21 protein-coding genes are annotated in these 15,429 nt (G+C 56.2%); 12 read left to right on the top strand and 9 right to left on the bottom strand.

The genetic code is table 11. The annotated features are described in order from the left end of the window. Positions 1-115: 115 nt before the first annotated feature. Positions 116-490, top strand: a complete 375-nt coding sequence (gene speD / locus ACZ5PA_RS09790) for an adenosylmethionine decarboxylase (protein ID WP_464930147.1) — start codon at positions 116-118, stop codon at positions 488-490. A 30-nt stretch (positions 491-520) separates the two neighbouring features. Next, positions 521-1,129 (top strand): 6-phospho-3-hexuloisomerase, encoded by a 609-nt coding sequence (gene hxlB, locus ACZ5PA_RS09785; RefSeq protein ID WP_464930146.1) that lies wholly within the window; start codon positions 521-523, stop codon positions 1,127-1,129. Positions 1,130-1,186: 57 nt separating this feature from the next. Here hxlB and ACZ5PA_RS09780 read toward each other — a convergent pair whose 3' ends face one another. Further along, the gene (locus tag ACZ5PA_RS09780; protein WP_464930145.1) at positions 1,187-1,411 is read right to left on the bottom strand and encodes a ribbon-helix-helix domain-containing protein; all 225 of its coding nucleotides are present in this window, start codon (positions 1,409-1,411) and stop codon (positions 1,187-1,189) included. 46 nt (positions 1,412-1,457) lie between these two features. On the opposite strand from ACZ5PA_RS09780, the gene ACZ5PA_RS09775 reads away from it, so the two are divergent. The 3 genes from ACZ5PA_RS09775 (at position 1,458) to ACZ5PA_RS09765 (ending at position 2,769) form a co-directional block, all read left to right on the top strand. After that, the gene (locus ACZ5PA_RS09775) at positions 1,458-2,030 is read left to right on the top strand and encodes a UbiX family flavin prenyltransferase (protein ID WP_464930144.1); all 573 of its coding nucleotides are present in this window, start codon (positions 1,458-1,460) and stop codon (positions 2,028-2,030) included. A 122-nt stretch (positions 2,031-2,152) separates the two neighbouring features. Next, complete coding sequence (locus tag ACZ5PA_RS09770) at positions 2,153-2,278, top strand: hypothetical protein (RefSeq protein ID WP_464930143.1); 126 nt, start codon at positions 2,153-2,155, stop codon at positions 2,276-2,278. A 188-nt stretch (positions 2,279-2,466) separates the two neighbouring features. Further along, the gene (locus ACZ5PA_RS09765) at positions 2,467-2,769 is read left to right on the top strand and encodes a hypothetical protein (protein WP_464930142.1); all 303 of its coding nucleotides are present in this window, start codon (positions 2,467-2,469) and stop codon (positions 2,767-2,769) included. A gap of 22 nt (positions 2,770-2,791) precedes the next feature. On the opposite strand, the gene ACZ5PA_RS09760 is transcribed toward ACZ5PA_RS09765, so the two are convergent. Together ACZ5PA_RS09760 and hsp20 are read right to left on the bottom strand one after the other, a co-directional pair. After that, positions 2,792-3,466: a phosphorylase family protein gene (locus ACZ5PA_RS09760; protein WP_464930141.1), complete on the bottom strand. Its 675-nt coding sequence runs from the start codon at positions 3,464-3,466 to the stop codon at positions 2,792-2,794. Between the two features lie 6 nt (positions 3,467-3,472). Further along, entirely contained in the window at positions 3,473-4,000 is a 528-nt protein-coding gene (hsp20, locus tag ACZ5PA_RS09755; RefSeq protein ID WP_464930140.1) for an archaeal heat shock protein Hsp20, read from the bottom strand. Positions 4,001-4,059: 59 nt separating this feature from the next. Here hsp20 and ACZ5PA_RS09750 point away from each other — a divergent pair, with 59 nt between their 5' ends. After that, a complete protein-coding gene (locus ACZ5PA_RS09750) occupies positions 4,060-6,315 on the top strand; it encodes a CDC48 family AAA ATPase (protein WP_464930139.1) in 2,256 nt (751 codons plus the stop codon). Here the strand turns inward: ACZ5PA_RS09750 and ACZ5PA_RS09745 are convergent. Next, positions 6,290-6,997, bottom strand: a complete 708-nt coding sequence (locus ACZ5PA_RS09745) for an acyltransferase (RefSeq protein WP_464930138.1) — start codon at positions 6,995-6,997, stop codon at positions 6,290-6,292. The two genes, ACZ5PA_RS09750 and ACZ5PA_RS09745, sit on opposite strands and share 26 nt — an antisense overlap. Positions 6,998-7,037: 40 nt before the next feature. Here ACZ5PA_RS09745 and ACZ5PA_RS09740 point away from each other — a divergent pair, with 40 nt between their 5' ends. Both ACZ5PA_RS09740 and ACZ5PA_RS09735 read left to right on the top strand, forming a co-directional pair. Continuing rightward, positions 7,038-7,403, top strand: a complete 366-nt coding sequence (locus ACZ5PA_RS09740; RefSeq protein ID WP_464930137.1) for a hypothetical protein — start codon at positions 7,038-7,040, stop codon at positions 7,401-7,403. Between the two features lie 211 nt (positions 7,404-7,614). Then, positions 7,615-8,664: a hypothetical protein gene (locus ACZ5PA_RS09735; RefSeq protein ID WP_464930136.1), complete on the top strand. Its 1,050-nt coding sequence runs from the start codon at positions 7,615-7,617 to the stop codon at positions 8,662-8,664. On the opposite strand, the gene ACZ5PA_RS09730 is transcribed toward ACZ5PA_RS09735, so the two are convergent. Beyond that, positions 8,653-8,955 carry a hypothetical protein gene (locus tag ACZ5PA_RS09730; protein WP_464930135.1) on the bottom strand — a complete coding sequence of 101 codons (303 nt, stop codon included), beginning with the start codon at positions 8,953-8,955 and terminating at the stop codon, positions 8,653-8,655. The genes ACZ5PA_RS09735 and ACZ5PA_RS09730 overlap by 12 nt on opposite strands. A gap of 65 nt (positions 8,956-9,020) precedes the next feature. On the opposite strand from ACZ5PA_RS09730, the gene ACZ5PA_RS09725 reads away from it, so the two are divergent. Beyond that, the gene (locus tag ACZ5PA_RS09725) at positions 9,021-10,529 is read left to right on the top strand and encodes a hypothetical protein (RefSeq protein WP_464930134.1); all 1,509 of its coding nucleotides are present in this window, start codon (positions 9,021-9,023) and stop codon (positions 10,527-10,529) included. A gap of 76 nt (positions 10,530-10,605) precedes the next feature. After that, a complete protein-coding gene (locus ACZ5PA_RS09720) occupies positions 10,606-11,727 on the top strand; it encodes a DUF1512 domain-containing protein (RefSeq protein ID WP_464930133.1) in 1,122 nt (373 codons plus the stop codon). Here ACZ5PA_RS09720 and ACZ5PA_RS09715 read toward each other — a convergent pair whose 3' ends face one another. Next, positions 11,728-12,372 carry a CorA family divalent cation transporter gene (locus ACZ5PA_RS09715; RefSeq protein WP_464930132.1) on the bottom strand — a complete coding sequence of 215 codons (645 nt, stop codon included), beginning with the start codon at positions 12,370-12,372 and terminating at the stop codon, positions 11,728-11,730. A gap of 21 nt (positions 12,373-12,393) precedes the next feature. Continuing rightward, on the bottom strand, positions 12,394-12,843 hold the full coding sequence (locus tag ACZ5PA_RS09710) for a molybdopterin-guanine dinucleotide biosynthesis protein B (protein WP_464930131.1): 450 nt from the start codon (positions 12,841-12,843) through the stop codon (positions 12,394-12,396). 312 nt (positions 12,844-13,155) lie between these two features. On the opposite strand from ACZ5PA_RS09710, the gene ACZ5PA_RS09705 reads away from it, so the two are divergent. Further along, entirely contained in the window at positions 13,156-13,479 is a 324-nt protein-coding gene (locus tag ACZ5PA_RS09705) for a hypothetical protein (protein WP_464930130.1), read from the top strand. Here ACZ5PA_RS09705 and ACZ5PA_RS09700 read toward each other — a convergent pair. Next, positions 13,436-14,239, bottom strand: a complete 804-nt coding sequence (locus ACZ5PA_RS09700) for a transcription initiation factor IIB family protein (RefSeq protein ID WP_464930129.1) — start codon at positions 14,237-14,239, stop codon at positions 13,436-13,438. The two genes, ACZ5PA_RS09705 and ACZ5PA_RS09700, sit on opposite strands and share 44 nt — an antisense overlap. A gap of 58 nt (positions 14,240-14,297) precedes the next feature. On the opposite strand from ACZ5PA_RS09700, the gene ACZ5PA_RS09695 reads away from it, so the two are divergent. Next, a complete protein-coding gene (locus ACZ5PA_RS09695; protein WP_464930128.1) occupies positions 14,298-15,284 on the top strand; it encodes an alcohol dehydrogenase catalytic domain-containing protein in 987 nt (328 codons plus the stop codon). Here the strand turns inward: ACZ5PA_RS09695 and ACZ5PA_RS09690 are convergent. Further along, the gene (locus tag ACZ5PA_RS09690; protein WP_464930127.1) at positions 15,281-15,409 is read right to left on the bottom strand and encodes a hypothetical protein; all 129 of its coding nucleotides are present in this window, start codon (positions 15,407-15,409) and stop codon (positions 15,281-15,283) included. The two genes, ACZ5PA_RS09695 and ACZ5PA_RS09690, sit on opposite strands and share 4 nt — an antisense overlap. Between the last annotated feature and the right edge of the window lie 20 nt (positions 15,410-15,429).

Raw genomic sequence — 15,429 nt, 5'->3', positions numbered from 1 at the left:
CTATAGTGGCACATCTAAAGCCGATGTTTGTGATCCAATCTAACGCGCAATTTTGCGGAGGATGCCGGCATATTTCTGGGGGTCAATTTTATATACTGGCCAGCTACCCCCTCTTATGCGGGGGGACGCCGGGGCGGGGGCCGTGGTAATAGGCCGCCATGTTTACGGGAACTTATACAACTGCGATAGGGAGGTCTTACGAGATGAAACCAGATTAGTACAAATAGTAACCAACGCAGTTAAATTGGCCAACGCCACCCTGGTGTCCATCAACGTTTACAAATTCGGAGCTAACGGGGGGCTCACAGTCTTCGCCATAGTGGCCGAGAGCCACATCTCGGTGCACACTTGGCCCGAACATGGCTTCGCCACGGTTGACGTCTACACGTGCGGCAATACAGATCCCGAAGCTGCCTTCAATTACATCGCCAAAGAGCTAAACGCGCAGAGGGTCGAGATATTCCGTAGCGATAGGTCCCTTAAGAGGTAGTATTTTTAAATTGAAGATTTTTGTTTCATTGTGTCGGAGATATTTAAAGCCGCCTTTCTAGAAATAGCTACTTTCATCTTAAATTCTCTCGATAGGCTCGATCTAGAAAGTATAAAGAAATTCACAGATGTTCTAGTATCTGCTTATAAAGAGGAGAGGGCAGTGTTGGTTGTCGGCATGGGACGTAGCGGGCTCGTCGCTAGGGGCTTCGCCATGAGGTTGCGCCATCTCGGCATACACTCCTACGTGTTGGGTGAGACGATCACCCCGCCTGTTAGGAAAGACGACATAGTAGTCGCCATATCCGGCAGCGGGACCACCCAGATCGCCGTCGCCGCAGCCGAGGCGGCTAAGAAGATGGGGGCTCTGGTAGTGGCAGTCACCACCTATCCCGACTCGCCGCTGGGAAGGCTGGCCGATATAGTCGTCTTTGTGCCCGGCCGGACTAAAGTCGCCGCTATGACGGACTACTTCGCAAGGCAGATCCTAGGACTACACGAGCCTTTATCGCCTCTCGGCACTCTTTTCGAGGACACTGCCATGGTGGTGCTAGACGCTATAGTGGCAGACTTGATGAAAAGGCTCGGCAAGAACGAACAAGATCTCGCAAAGCGCCACGCTAATATTGAAGTGCCCTAAGCAGCCTAGTGATGAGAGCGGTGTGTGGCGAGGATGAGCGGTGGTGACAAAGCTGATTTATCTACCCCTCAGCGCGTCTATGTCCTCGTCCTCGATCCTCACGTCGTATTTGCGGAGCAATTCTTCGAGAGCGGCCTCGACTATTTCGGACCTGTTGTCGAATATGCCCATATCGACTAACGCGTCTAGGTACTCTATATATTCAGGGGGGAGGTATACGGAGACTATCGCATAATAATCGAGGGACTTCTTTCTGTGACCTCTCTCCCTCTTCTTACGCATAGAGGAATTTACTCAGTTTTTATAAAGCCATCTACGACTCGACTCTATGAGGGTTTTCGTGGGCATTACGGGAGCTTCGGGCGTCATATACGGCGTGAGGCTGCTCCAGCTCCTCAGAAGGCTGGGCGACGTCGAGGTGCACTTGTCGGTGTCCAAGACGGCGTGGCGCATTATCCGGCATGAGGTTGGGGGCGACAAAGAGGACGTCGTGAAGTTAGCCGACTATTATTGGGAGGAGGACGACATGGAGGCCCCGCCCGCTTCAGGTAGTTTTAAGATAGATGCGGTGGCGATAGTCCCCTGTTCCACCAAGACGCTGGCCGCAGTGGCTAACGGGATAACGACTAATCTAATAACTAGAGCGGCCGAGGTAGCGCTCAAGGAGAGAAGAAAGCTCGTTTTAGTGGTAAGGGAATCGCCCCTGAGCTTGGTGCATATAAGGAACATGGAGCTCGCTGCGTTGGCCGGCGCGATCGTCATGCCGGCGGCCCCTCCGTTTTACCATAGACCTAAGACTTTGGAGGAGCTCGTGGACTTCTTCGTGGGGAGGATATTGGACGCATTAGGCGTTGAGCACGACTTCATAAAGCGTTGGGGGAGCGATAGGCTAAGGAAATAGCTACTACAAAAGGCGCGGAGTCGTCGAGAGCGCCCAGTTCACCGCGGCCGGCGCGCCGTTCGCTCCCATACGCCGATCTGCAAAGAGGTATGTCGTCAACGCGTCGAGAGGGAAGACGCCTCGTGAGGCCGCGCGGCCTCATCCCCATCGTGGCCGTCGGGCTTAGCTCAAGCCAGAAGTACGTGAGGATATCCGCCGAGGAACTCAACGCAAGGGAGTTGGAAGAGCGGCCGTCTGCTAGGGCTTAAAGCCTCAGTCCCTTAAACCTCCGATATTTGTCTCGCCAACGATTCGCCGTGATCCGTTTCGGCCGACGTGACGAAGACTATATTAATGAGGGCCGCCGGAGGCCGGCCGACGCGACACTGTGATGTACTCGCTACATATGCCGCAACGAGCCCCGCACGTCAGTTGTTTTTATATCTTCCATTTTGGCATGAAGAGGGAGGGTAGATCGAAACTAATCTTCTTCCTATCGGCGGCGGGCGAAGTGGTGACGAACGCCGATAGGGCCGAAGTGGAAATTTTCGTGAAACTAAAAAAACCTAAGTGCAAATCATGCGGCGCCCTTATAGGGCCCGAAAACGTGGGATATCTCGGCATTTATAAGGGCAAGACCACTGCTTATTGCGCCAAATGCGTCGAGGAGATGTACGCAGAGATAGCTACGACGTTAGCATTATTAACGAAGGAGATATGCACTACGATGATGCGCAGGGCTGCCGCTACTGATCGATGACGATTAAGAACCCCAAATGACGTCACGCCAAGGCCTCCAGCACTTCTTTGAACACCTCCAGGAACCTCCCGCGTAGATCCGCCGAGCCCTCCCTCCCTACCACGTTGCTTATAACCAAGACGCACGCGGCCTCGAAGCCCCTAAGCCACCCGAGCATCATCGCGGTAGCGCACTCCATCTCGACGGCTAAGGCGCCCCAAGACCTCCAGAGGTCCGCTACGCCAGATTCGGCGTAGAACGCATCGCTGGACACGACGGGGCCCATGACCGCGCCCAACCTCCTCAACCTCTCGTAGAGCTTAACTGTGAGCCAGGGCGATGGGGCGAGAGGAGGACAAGCGTCGCCAAAATAGGAGGCATATATGCCTCCGCGTTTAGCGGCTATGGCAGCCGAAGCTACCACTACATCGCCTATTTTCAAATCGGCGAGAGCGCCCGCCGTCCCTATCCTCACGAACTTCCTCATGCCGAGCATCTTGAGCTCCTCAAGCGCTATGGCTATCGACGGCGCCCCTATCCCGTGGGCCACTATGGTGATGGCAACGTCCCTATAGCGGCCAGTGTAGACCGGATATCTATTAGCGTTGACCAGCTTGGCCCCCACGGCCTCGGCGAAGAGCTGGGCCCTGGCGGGATCCCCGACCCCGACGACGATATCGGCTACCTCAGACTTATCCGCCTTTATGTGATATGGCATAAAAAATCACTCGACCTTTATCTCGAACCCCCTCTTGCCCTTGTCCTTCTTCTCGAGCTCCACCACGAGGACTCCATTGCGGTATGAGGCCTTGGTCTTCTCGGGCACTACCTCGCCCGGCAGAGGTATCTCCTTGTAGTACTTCCTGTCCTTGCCCGACGCGCTTATTATCAACGTCTTGTTGTCCTCGCTCAGCCGCACCTTTATGTCCTCCTTTTCAACTCCGGGAATCTCGGCGACGACTTTTATCTTCCCGTCGTCCTCCACTACGTCCGTCAACGGCTCTATCTCGTCCACTACCTCTATGCCCGAGCCCTCCTTTCTGCTCCTCACGTTGCCGAACTCCCTCACCACGGGCCTCCCGTCAGGCCCTATTGTTATTTCAAATCCGTAGTAGTAGAACCTGGGCTTGCCTCTGCCTTGGTACTTATATTGGGAGAGCCTCTGGAACTCCTCGTCTATTTGGCTCTCTAACTCCTCGAAGAACTTCTGCCATCGCTTTATTATTCTATCGAACTCGTCGAAAATCGACATATTTGGCATTAGCCTTTTGGGGATTAAAAGCTTTTATAGATGGGCCCCGTGCGCAGATGATGGCCGACGAGGTCATTCTACGCGTCTTCGAGGCTAAGTCCCGAGACGTCGGGCGCTCTATCGTCAGGATACCGATAAGGGTGATGAAAAGGCTCGGAGTAGAGCCCGGCGATTACGTAGAGATCGTGGGGAGGAAATCGGCCTACGCGCAAGTGTGGCCGGCCTATCCTGAGGACGAAGACAAGGACGTGATTAGGATGGACGGGATGATAAGACAGAACGCCGGAGTGGGGATAGGCGATACCGTCAAGGTTAGGAAGATCTCGCTCAAGCCGGCGCAGAGGGTGGTGTTGGCGCCCACGGAGCCCGTGAGGGTCGATCCGGAGTACCTCAAGAAGCAGATCCTCCTCGGGAAGCCCGTTACTAGAGGACAAGCGATAGACGTGCCGTTTTACGGCGGCTCTATTAGGTTTATCGTAGTGCAAGTCCAGCCGGGCCCGGCCGCGTACGTCTCAGTCGATACCGAGGTCTTAGTTAGAGAGGAGCCCGTTAAGGAGACCGAGTTGGCCATACCGCGGGTCACTTGGGAGGACATAGGCGATTTGGAGGAGGCCAAGCAGAAGATAAGGGAGTTGGTCGAGCTGCCCCTCAGACACCCCGAGCTGTTCAAGCACTTGGGCATAGAGCCTCCCAAGGGGATCCTCCTATATGGCCCTCCGGGCACCGGCAAGACCTTGTTGGCCAAGGCCGTGGCCAACGAGGCCAACGCCTACTTCATAGCCATAAACGGGCCCGAGATAATGTCGAAGTACTACGGCGAGTCGGAGGCCAAGTTGAGGGAGATATTCGAGGAGGCCAAGAAGAACGCCCCCGCCATAATCTTCATAGACGAGATAGACGCCATAGCTCCCAAGAGGGAGGAGGTCACGGGCGAGGTGGAGAAGAGGGTGGTGGCCCAGCTCTTGACCCTAATGGACGGGCTACAGGAGAGGGGGCAGATAGTGGTCATAGGCGCCACCAATAGGCCAGACGCCGTGGATCCCGCCTTGAGGAGGCCGGGGAGGTTCGACAGGGAGATACAAATCCCGATGCCCGACAAGAGGGCGCGCAGAGAGATACTGCAAGTGCACACCCGCAACATGCCTTTGTGTACCAGCGAGGACGTGAAGACGGGGATCTGTCAGCCCGGCGATGAGGTCGATCTGGATAAAATAGCGGAGATGACCCACGGCTACACCGGCGCGGACATAGCCGCGTTGGCTAAGGAGGCCGCTATGTCCTCGTTGAGGAAGGCCGTAGCCAAGGGGCTGATAAACTTAGACCAAGACAGCATACCGCAAGAGGTCCTCAACAAGCTCAAGGTCGGCATGAGCGATTTCCTCGAAGCCATGAAGTACGTCCAGCCGACTGTGTTACGCGAGGTGATAATAGAAGTACCCGAGGTGCATTGGAGCGATATAGGCGGCTACGACGACATCAAGCAAGAGCTGAGGGAGATAGTAGAATGGCCTATGAAGTACAGAGCCTATTTCGACGAGCTGGGCGTGGAGCCGCCGAGGGGCATATTGCTCTACGGCCCGCCAGGAGTCGGCAAGACCATGTTCGCCAAGGCCGTGGCCACGGAATCCGGCGCCAACTTCATAGCCGTGAGGGGGCCCGAGATCTTGAGCAAATGGGTCGGCGAGTCGGAGAAGGCCGTGAGGGAGATATTTAAGAGGGCCAGAATGGCCGCGCCTTGTGTCGTATTCTTCGACGAGATAGACTCCATAGCGCCGGCAAGGGGGTCCAGACTCGGCGACAGCGGCGTGACCGATAGAATAGTCAACCAGCTCTTGGCGGAGATGGACGGCATAGCCACGTTGAAAAACGTCGTAGTGATGGCCGCGACCAATAGGCCCGATATACTGGACCCCGCATTATTAAGGCCCGGTAGATTCGACCGCATAATATACGTGCCTCCGCCCGACGAGAAGGCTAGGCTCGAGATATTCAAAGTGCACACGAGGCGGGTCAAGCTATGCGACGAGGCGGCCGCGAAAGACGGCAGGTGCAAGAAGGAGGACGTAGTCGACTTGGCCGAGCTTGCCAAGAGGACCGAGGGCTACACAGGCGCCGATATAGCCGCTTTGGTTAGAGAGGCCGCGATGTTGGCCTTAAGGGAGACCATCAGGGAGAGGGCTAGCTCGGCGCGGCCCGTTTCGAGACAACACTTCGAGGAGGCGCTCAAGCGCATACCGCCGTCGTTGACCAAGGAAGAGATGAGGATGTACGAGGAGATGTCGAGAAGGATCAAGAGGGCCGTTGCAGGGTTCTAGGAGGCGAGGACTCGTACGCCCTCCTCTTCTCGAGATATTCCTCGAGCCTCGATATCTCTCTTGCCGGTACTCCGGCCACGACAGCGCCGGGCGGCACGTCCCGCGTCACCACAGCGCCGGCGGCCACGACGGCGCCCTCGCCGATCTCCACACCAGCCACCAAGGTGGCGTTAGCCCCTATGACTGCGCCCCTCTTGATCACGACCGGGTCCAGCCTCTTGCTCGGCGGATACTTATCGTTAGTGATAACGGCGTTGGGCCCTATGAACACCTCGTCCTCTATCACGGTCCCGTTTGGGATATAGACCATGGATTGGATCCAAGCGTTTTTCCCTATCCTTACCCCCCTCTCTATTATGGAGCCCGTCCCTATCCTGACGCCGTCGCCTATAATTGTATCCTCGCGTACTAGCACGTTGTGGCCCAACTCGACGCCGGATCCCATCAAGACCCTCTCATAGATCACCGAACCCCTTCTGAGGACAGCGTTTTGGCCTATCTTGGCCCCCTCGCTTATCTCGTCGAGGTTCTCGAAATCGCCTAGTATCTTGGCCCTAGTCGGGTAGCCCACGACCACGGCGTCGACGAAAGAGCCCTCGCCTATAGTCGAGGGGCCCAATATCACGGCCTCGACGTCGACATATTTAGCCCTTATATTCGCCCTCGCCGATCGGAACCCCACAATATACGACAATTATTTAAGGATATACTACGCGCAAGACGTGGCGGATCTGCCCCCGGAGGAGGTGTTGCAAGACGTGTTGAGGGAGTTGCTCGAGATCAAGAAGGATATATCTATGCTCTCTAGGCAAATCGCAGAGCTCTCCAACAAGTCCCAGGCTGTGCAACAACAGCCGGCGGCCCCCGACGTCGAGGTAGCGGTTTCTAGGATTCAAGAAGCCGCCGATCGTATCGGCTCGATATTGCAGAAGGCGTTAGAGGAGCTTGCGTATCAAAGGGAGATCTTATTGGAGGAGCTCCGGAAGAGGGATTCCCTCTGCGAGTCGCTTCTCGAGAGGATAGCCGCGCTTCAGCTGGAGCTCGAGAAACAACGAGGAGCCGATCTCCGCTACTCCGCGAGTAAATGAATTTAAATTTATGTAATAAGAGCCGGCCGTGTTCAGAGACAAGCGCGTTGAGGAGGCGTTAACTAGGATAGACTCGGCTTTAAGCTCTATCAATTCTAGTTTAAATGAATTGAGAAATTTTATACAACCTGATTTGAGAAATAATATTAATGATATTAAAAAGTCTATTGATAGTTTATCAAGCGTAATATCGCGGAGCATTAAAGACCTAGTGGACAACGTCGCCAAGCTCAACGAGATAGTTCGCGGGATGTCGGAGCTCGCCTCGAGACAGGGGGAGTTGATCGCGGTAATGGACAAGCTCAACGTAGCGGCCGCGCAAGTGGTTAACGCCGCCGACTCTTTGAACAAATCTTTAAGCTCCGTGAACGACCTCTTGGGGAAGCTGGGAGAGGCCTCTTCTGCCCTAGAGGGCTTGAACAACATAGCTGGACAGATAAGGGCTGTGGCGGCCTCCATGTTGGAGATAGTCAAGGAGATGACCGCTAAGATGCAGGACTACGAGAACAAGATAAAGCAATTGGCCTATAGGGAGGCCGAGCTCAGAACACGCGAGGAGGCCCTCAAGAGGAGGGAGGGCGAGCTGGAGGCCATGGCGCAAGACCTCAAGAAATTGGCCGAGCTCTCGACGTCCGCCAAGCCTTTGTTGGACGAGCTGAGGGGCGTGTTGGGGAAATACACGGCGCTTCTCCAAGAGCTGGAGGAAAGGGAGCGGGCCTTGAGGACTCGCGAGGAGGAGCTGTTGAGGCGCGATCTAGACCTCAAGAAGATGCAACAAGAGCTAGAGGCCAAGAAGGTCGAGTTGGACCAACGCGAAGCGCGCGTGAGGGAGCTAGAGGCCAAGGGCAAAGACGCCGAGGCGAAACTGCAAGAGCTCGAGAGGAGGAGGGCCGAGCTGGAGCAACTGGAGAGGGACATAGAGGCCAAGAAGAAGGAGTTGGAGGACCTAGTGGCGAAGTACAAAAGAGTGGAGGAGGCTCTGAAGGCGAAGGAGGCCGAGTACTCGAAGATGGAGGACTACGTCAGGCGCAAGGAGATGGAGCTCATGGACGGCCTAGCGCCTTTCGCGCGGAGGCTCGTGGAGGAGCACACGCGCTTGGCCGAGTGGCAGAAGAAGCTCCTAGAGCAAGAGAGGGAGATCCTCTCGTTCTACAGATCGCTCTTGCTCCGCGAGGCTGCTGTGGCCGAGCTCAAGAACAGGCTGGAGGAGTGCAGGCGCAGGCTAGAGGAGCTGGAGACCAAGAGCAGATCAAACGGCTAGCGCCGACGGGGCCGTGTAGAGTATTATGAGGTAGCCTAATGCGGTTATCGACAAGATAAACAGAGCTATTAACAACCCCATCAACGCCTTGAGCTCGGCCGCCTCCCATTCCGCAGAAGCTATATCCAGAGCGGCGGCCGCGTCCCTTCTGCCTAAGACGAAGAGCACGACGTCCACCACAGTCAAGGAGACGTATAGGGGCAAGGCCAAGCCCGGGGGCAACCCCTTCAAAGCCCAAGCTACCACGAACGCCGCAAGCGAGAAGAGGACCGACGCCGTGGCGAACTTCACGTCGTTCGTCGAGCCTCCCCCTACTTAAATGTTGTCCTTATTTTCTCCCCGGCTCGTCGACTCCGATGTTGATAACCCTATATCTGTTGTTGAACTCGACCCTCGCCGCGGTGCAGATACCCTACGTCCCCTACGTTTACAGCGTATATTTAGGCGGTTGCGTCAACGTCACCGCTTACCTCGACCCACTCTCGGGATATGGGATAAGCGCTGTTTACGTCATAGACGCGTACGGGAACTCGCGCAGGGCGTTGTTGTCGCCCTACAGCACGCCGACGTATATCACGGGAAGGGCGTGCGGAGCCTTCTTGGCGGTAACTGTGGACAAATGGAGGGCCGTCGGGCCGTTAATCCCCTTGTCTTACGGCGATTCAGCTGTGTATAACTTAATAGGCTCGTTGCAGCTCAACATATCCGACGCAGCTCTAATAGCCATCAAGTCGTTGTACAAGCCCAACGTGACGGGATCTTTCTTGTACAAGATCTACGAAGAGAGCGTAGCCGGCGTATACATGGCCGAATACCTCGCCTATGCGCCCCAAGTGTCCATAACTGGCTACGGCCTAGTCAACGTCACGCCCATATCCCTCTCTTCTAAATCGCCCGACTATTACGTCTACGTGCCTGAGCCCGGCGTGGATCTCTCGGGGGGATACCAAGTGTCCGTGCCGGCTTTGCGCTTTGCGCCGAGCCAAGTAGTCCTATTGGGCAAGCCCTCCATCGTCGTCAAACAGATCCAGATACCCGTCTCGGGCGAATGCCAAGGCTATGCCTACATCTCCGACCCATTGACTAGGCCCGTGGTCGTGACGGTGCAACTCAACGACGGCGAGACGTACGTCCTCCAGATGCCATATTTCCCCAAGGCTATAAACACCACCTTGCTACAAGGGATAAACGCCACCGATGCGGCGGGCAATCCGCTCTCGCTCTACAACCTCACGGTGTACCCGACGACAGCCGGCGGCTCGCCCGTAGGGAGGTGTTTAGTATACGGCGTGAACTACTACGTGGCGGTCGTGCTCGGCAATTCTACTTTCTACTACCCAGCCTCTTTGTCGGGAGGCTACTTGACGGCCTACACCGATATAGTTAAGCCGCGGGTCCTCGTGCACGGATGGGGCTATGGCGTCGTCACGCCTGCTGTGACACGCGTGGGCGCCAACGTGACCGTGACGGTATACCTCAACGGCACCGCTATAGCTAGCTACGTCGTCAAGGCGAGTCCTATTATATCAATAAACGACACCAACTTGGCCAAACGCGTGCGCGTCGTGGACGTGTTGGGCCTCCCGTTGAACAACTTCGAGGTGTTGGAGGGAGGCTTGACCTTCAGAGGCTCAAACGGCGTCGTTGCGTTGATCCCCATAACCGATGTGATGGTGGTGAGGTACAGAGGGATTGAATACACGGTTCAGCTAAGCGATACGATAAGGCTTCCTGTCTTAACGGAGGACGGCCTCATTAGGGTGGTCGCCGCCTCGCTCGCCGCAGGGGCCTCGGCCGGCTTGGCTCTGGCGAGGAGGAACAGTAAGGGGAGGGATGTGGAGGTCGAGGGGATCGCTGAAGCGTGATGGGCATGTGCTAGACGAGGAGCAAGCCTGTCCTCGATCGCTAAAATCTTTATAATAACATAACAGCAGTAAGCCGATGATACTCCAAGCAATGACTACGGGGTCTAGCATCTGGTACTGGATCATAACCACTATAGTGTGGTTCATGGCTATCTATATATATCAGGAATTCTATTACATACAAAGGCCGCTCTGGCAGATAGGCGGTTTCTTGTCCTACTTGGGCCAAATGATAAGGACGGCCTCAAACGATATAGGCAATTACTTGGACAAGCTGAAAAGGCAAGGAGTCGGACGTAAGGAGGTGGACGAAGTGATAAGGAGGATGTTGGACTTCACCGTGATAACGCCCACGAGCTTGGACCCCTTCGGCATAGTTCCAAAGTACAAGAACATCCTCAACGCGTACGAGACCGCGTCAGAGTCGGAGGTCGCTAAGTTAATCGGCGATAACAATATAGCCGTCAAGAACGCCTCGACTGCGCTAGAGGCGTTGAGGGAAATAAACTTCTTGTACAAGATCGTGGATCATTATTATAGAATTGCGAAAAAATATAAACTTTATGTATATGCTATGCAATTATCTATGTTGTTACCCTTATTGAAAGAAGTCTCAGATGCCCTTAATGGAGCCGTCTCGGCCTTCATGAAGGGATTACCCGTGGGCGACAGCGCCGGGCCCCTCGTTGCTTATAACGTGTCCCGGCTGTGTTCGCAGCCAGTCTACCACGACGGCGTCAAGGACACGGCTATTGTGGAGTGCGACCTAGAGGGGCGGAAGCTGTACGTGATAAAGGCCAAGGGCCCGGGCAGCACTGTGGGTAGACCCGACGAGGGGGTCGAGTACGTTTTCGGGAAGCTGGGCGTTAGGCCCAAATACGTGATAACTGTGGACGCCGCGTTGAAGCTCGAGGGCGAGAGGACCGGCGATGTGGCCGAGGGGGTCGGCGTGGCCATGGGCGGCATAGGCGCTGAGAAGTTCAACATAGAGACCATAGCGACTAAATACGGCGTTCCGCTCTACGCCTTCCTAATCAAGATGAGGGAGGCAGAGGCCTTAACGGCTATGACCAAGGACGTTTATGACGCGGTGCAGGTCGTCAGCAAACGCGTCGTGGACTTCATAAAGGAGAAGGTGCAGCCGGGCGAATCGGTGATTCTAATCGGGGTCGGGAACACGGTCGGAGTCGCCCAGTGATTACATCTTGTAGACCAAGGCCGCGAAAACCGCAGTAGCTACAGCCATGAGTGCGAAGACCGCGAGCGGGTTATGTGAGAGGGGCAACCAAGATAAGTTCATCCCGTAGATGCTCGATATGAGTATAGCCGGAAGGGCCACTGTCCCCACCAAGGTCATCCTCTTCATGGAGACGTTTATCGAGCTCTGGATCTTGGTCAAATAGAGCAGGCGCAAGTCGAAAAGCGTCCTTCGCAAGAAGAGGGCCCTCCTGAGGGCGGCGCGGGTCATCTCGTACGTCCTCGGCCTCACGAGGCCTAGGCCTTTTAGTCGAGACGATAGGGATCTGAGGGAGGACGCATGAGCATATAGGGCGTGTACGAGATACGACATATCGTATATGTCGAGCGGCTCCACCCTCTCCTCGGCCTCTAAGCGGTATTCCAGTTTGTCCAACAGCGCCTCCACGCTATCCTCGACGTCGAGCAATCGCCTAGCGGCCGCCGTTATGGCTTGATCTAGCGTCATAAAGCGGCCCGCCTCGACCGCTCTGCCGGACTTATCGACCTTAATGACGACATCCTCCTCGACTAACTCGCCTTCTTTTAACGACACAAAGGAGAACTCGACGACGTACAAGCCCTCTTCCTCGATCACTACGTACATGCGATAAGCCGCGCCGGCATTTTAAGTAGTGTGTTTATAATACCCTTGGCGCACGCGCAATAAGGCGTCCAGGACGGAGCAAGGATCCCCGTCGACGCACTTTATCTCCACGGAGGCGTCCGGACTCGGCACCACGACGTCCGCATCGTCGGGCGGGTCAGGGCCTACGTGTATCTTATAGCCGATCTTCAGTTCCTTGAGGCCCTCTACGATTATATAATCGGCCGCCAGTTCTGCGCAGTTCACCGAGCGCGCATATAGGACGAAGACATCTCCGTTGTAGAACAACACCTTATCGGCGCCGGCTTTCCTGAGCCTATATGTGTCCTTCGTGGGAGGGTCGGGCTCGTGGTGGCTAATCTTTATAGCGACGACGGAACGCCCCTGTCCTTTCAACTTCGCTATCAGCTTCTCAGCTACGGCGGTCTTCCCCGCGTCCTTCACGCCGGTTATCTGAATCACGCAAGTCATGGCGCGGAGCCAGCTCCTCCTGCACCCAAGGCACAAGCGCCGTCTAGCCACTCGACGAGACGCTTCATATAGCCACCTCAGTCCCTTCAAAAAAGCCTATCGCGGCGTGTAGACGACATATCGGAGCATAAGATATAAAAGCTTCTCCGCGCAGTGTAGCGGACCCCCGGTTCCCCGCCCGCCGACGCCTCCGGCGTCTCGGAGGTGCGTGAGAGCGGAGCCGGATGCGCCAGTTTGTTCAGCCCATGCGATTTATATCATCCATCGTCCTATCGGGGTCTCATCATTATATGCGGATATCGTGTTGGTTATATGGAATTCGTCGAAAGGGCCGTGGCCAGATTTAAGGAGCTTTTCGGGGCCGAGGCCGAGGTGGAGGTATTGAGGGCAGACCGCGAGTCTGTAAGCGTCAAATTCGGAGGCAATATGTGTTATACTTGTGGGACTTACGACTACTTCGAGGACTTCGCCTTCATGCTCGGCGAGGAGGCGGGGGAGGAATGGGCCGTGGCCGGTTACGAGCAGCTAGAGACCGGTGAGTACCTAGTGGAGCTCAAGCCGAAGCGCCTAGTAGGCAAAGCAGTAAGGCACGTCAAGATAGTGCTCGACGAGAAGTCCTTCGATTTGTTGCTCTGACCGATTTAGCCACCTCCTCCAGAGCGCTCACCAACGCCTTTTCGGAAACCGCAGCCGCCTTGGCGACTTCTCTGGGCTCTATCTTGTACCCGTAGCTCCTCGCCGCCAGTAGCAAGGAGACGGACTGGGCTATCTTCCCCCTGCCTATAATCGGCGTTAATAAGTCCAACGCCTCCAGCGCCTTGGCCACTACCTCGCGCCTCGCCACGCCGAGCCCCTCCGCCAATTTATAGATGAACTGCTTGGGGGGCGGGGGCGGCATAGCGACGTCGGCCCTCCTCTGCACGACCAAGACCGCCCTGGCGAGGCGCTTTACGTCGTAGTTCTTGAAGGCGTCATCGGCGTATATCCTCGCTATTCTGCAAGCGACGAACAACGTAGCCGCAGCCGTGTACTCTACGTCGTGCGTTTTGCCCAACCGCGCCGCTAAGGCCTTCGCCGCGTCTGCGCACACCTTAGGGAGGCTCAAGAGCGCGGCGGCCCTCTCGATCTCCACGTCGAGTTTGCTTTTGGCGCGCCTCGATAGGGATTCGTAAAGTCTGAACTTAGGGGCCACCATGCCCCTCGCGTCCTTCCAGTAGTATTCCGTCCCCGACTCTAAGGTGAAGTAGTCGGCCCGTTTCGTGGCTAAATGGCCCGCGGCGATCGACGGCCCTAAGACCGTTCCGCAAGTCCTACAAACTATCAAGCCCTCCGGGTTGAGGGCTGTGTCGCGGCTCCCGCACGCCGGGCATACGCCCAGCTCGGCCAATAAGCTCACGACATATCCGTCGGATAAAAACAACTGAACGTTTTTAAGAAAGGGGGCCGGGCAGTATATGAAGGCGTTTATAGTCAAGGGGCCTCGCTCGGAGCTGGAGCTCCTAGAGGTGGAGAGGCCGAGGCCGGGGCCCGGCAAGGCCTTGGTGAGGGTGAAGGCCGCTGGAATTTGTTATAGAGACTACCTGGCCTGGACGGGGTGGCAGAGGGTGAAGTTCCCCACGGTGCCCGGGCACGAGTTCGCAGGCGTTGTGGAGGAGGTGGGCGAGGACGCGCACGTCTCGCCGGGGGATCGCGTCGCCGGCATGATGTACGAATACTGCGGCGAGTGCGAGTACTGCAGAGCGGGGCGGGAGAACTTATGCAAGAACAGGAGAGTATTCGGCGAGGATATCTGGGGTGCCTTCGCCGAATACATCGTCGCCGACTCTAAATCCTTGGTGAAGTTGCCCGACAACGTGGACTTCGCCGCGGCGTCTTTCGCAGCCTGCGTACTCTCGACGTTGGTCAGAGCCGCGAAGAGGACGGGCATAGGGCCTGGGCAACTAGTCGTGGTGACGGGCGCCTCGGGAGGGGTCGGCATCCACGCGTTGCAAGTGGCGAGGGCGTATGGCGCCAAGGCTGTGGGGATCACGAGGCCGGAGAAGGCGGAACACGTAGCCAAATACGCCGATTATGTGATAACGAGACCGGATTTCGCCGAGGAGGTCAAAAAGCTGGGCTACGCCGACGTGGTGATAGAAACCGTGGGCGGGCCCACGATCGGTCAATCGGCCAGGGCTCTGAAGCCGGGCGGTAAAATAGCCCTCATAGGAAACGTCGATCCCAACCCCCAGCCCTTGCAATTGGGCCTGTACATACTCAAGGAGATCGACGTACTGCCCATCCTTCAGGGCACTAGGAACGACTTAGTCGAGGCCTTGAGGCTCCTCTCCGAGGGCAAGGTGAGGCCTGTATATAGCCTATATAAATTCTCCGACCTGCCGCGGCTCCTCGCCGATATGCCCAAGGCCGAGCATATAGGGAGGCGGGTCGTGGAGATCTAACAAGCCCTCTTCCTGAACCTCAACACTGTGGCTAGGACCACCGCAACGTATATAGCCAATATCAAGACGGTGTCGAGGCCCATGGTCGGAATCAGATATATAAATTGGTTCTTTACCGGGGGCATGGACATTAGTCCCCCAGACT

It is taken from the genome of Thermoproteus thermophilus (genome assembly GCF_055392855.1).
The sequence above is the reverse complement of the archived record's forward strand: the minus strand, read 5'-3'. Positions and strand labels throughout refer to the sequence as shown.

Coding starts and splice junctions, on each gene's coding strand:
- ACZ5PA_RS09725 (WP_464930134.1), top strand. CDS start 9,021: ATGTTGATAACCCTATATCTGTTGTTGAACTCGACCCTCGCCGCGGTG.
- ACZ5PA_RS09695 (WP_464930128.1), top strand. CDS start 14,298: ATGAAGGCGTTTATAGTCAAGGGGCCTCGCTCGGAGCTGGAGCTCCTA.
- ACZ5PA_RS09750 (WP_464930139.1), top strand. CDS start 4,060: ATGGCCGACGAGGTCATTCTACGCGTCTTCGAGGCTAAGTCCCGAGAC.
- hsp20 (WP_464930140.1), bottom strand. CDS start 4,000: ATGTCGATTTTCGACGAGTTCGATAGAATAATAAAGCGATGGCAGAAG.
- ACZ5PA_RS09705 (WP_464930130.1), top strand. CDS start 13,156: ATGGAATTCGTCGAAAGGGCCGTGGCCAGATTTAAGGAGCTTTTCGGG.
- ACZ5PA_RS09760 (WP_464930141.1), bottom strand. CDS start 3,466: ATGCCATATCACATAAAGGCGGATAAGTCTGAGGTAGCCGATATCGTC.
- ACZ5PA_RS09775 (WP_464930144.1), top strand. CDS start 1,458: ATGAGGGTTTTCGTGGGCATTACGGGAGCTTCGGGCGTCATATACGGC.
- ACZ5PA_RS09690 (WP_464930127.1), bottom strand. CDS start 15,409: ATGCCCCCGGTAAAGAACCAATTTATATATCTGATTCCGACCATGGGC.
- ACZ5PA_RS09780 (WP_464930145.1), bottom strand. CDS start 1,411: ATGCGTAAGAAGAGGGAGAGAGGTCACAGAAAGAAGTCCCTCGATTAT.
- speD (WP_464930147.1), top strand. CDS start 116: ATGCGGGGGGACGCCGGGGCGGGGGCCGTGGTAATAGGCCGCCATGTT.
- ACZ5PA_RS09720 (WP_464930133.1), top strand. CDS start 10,606: ATGATACTCCAAGCAATGACTACGGGGTCTAGCATCTGGTACTGGATC.
- ACZ5PA_RS09765 (WP_464930142.1), top strand. CDS start 2,467: ATGAAGAGGGAGGGTAGATCGAAACTAATCTTCTTCCTATCGGCGGCG.
- ACZ5PA_RS09710 (WP_464930131.1), bottom strand. CDS start 12,843: ATGACTTGCGTGATTCAGATAACCGGCGTGAAGGACGCGGGGAAGACC.
- ACZ5PA_RS09715 (WP_464930132.1), bottom strand. CDS start 12,372: ATGTACGTAGTGATCGAGGAAGAGGGCTTGTACGTCGTCGAGTTCTCC.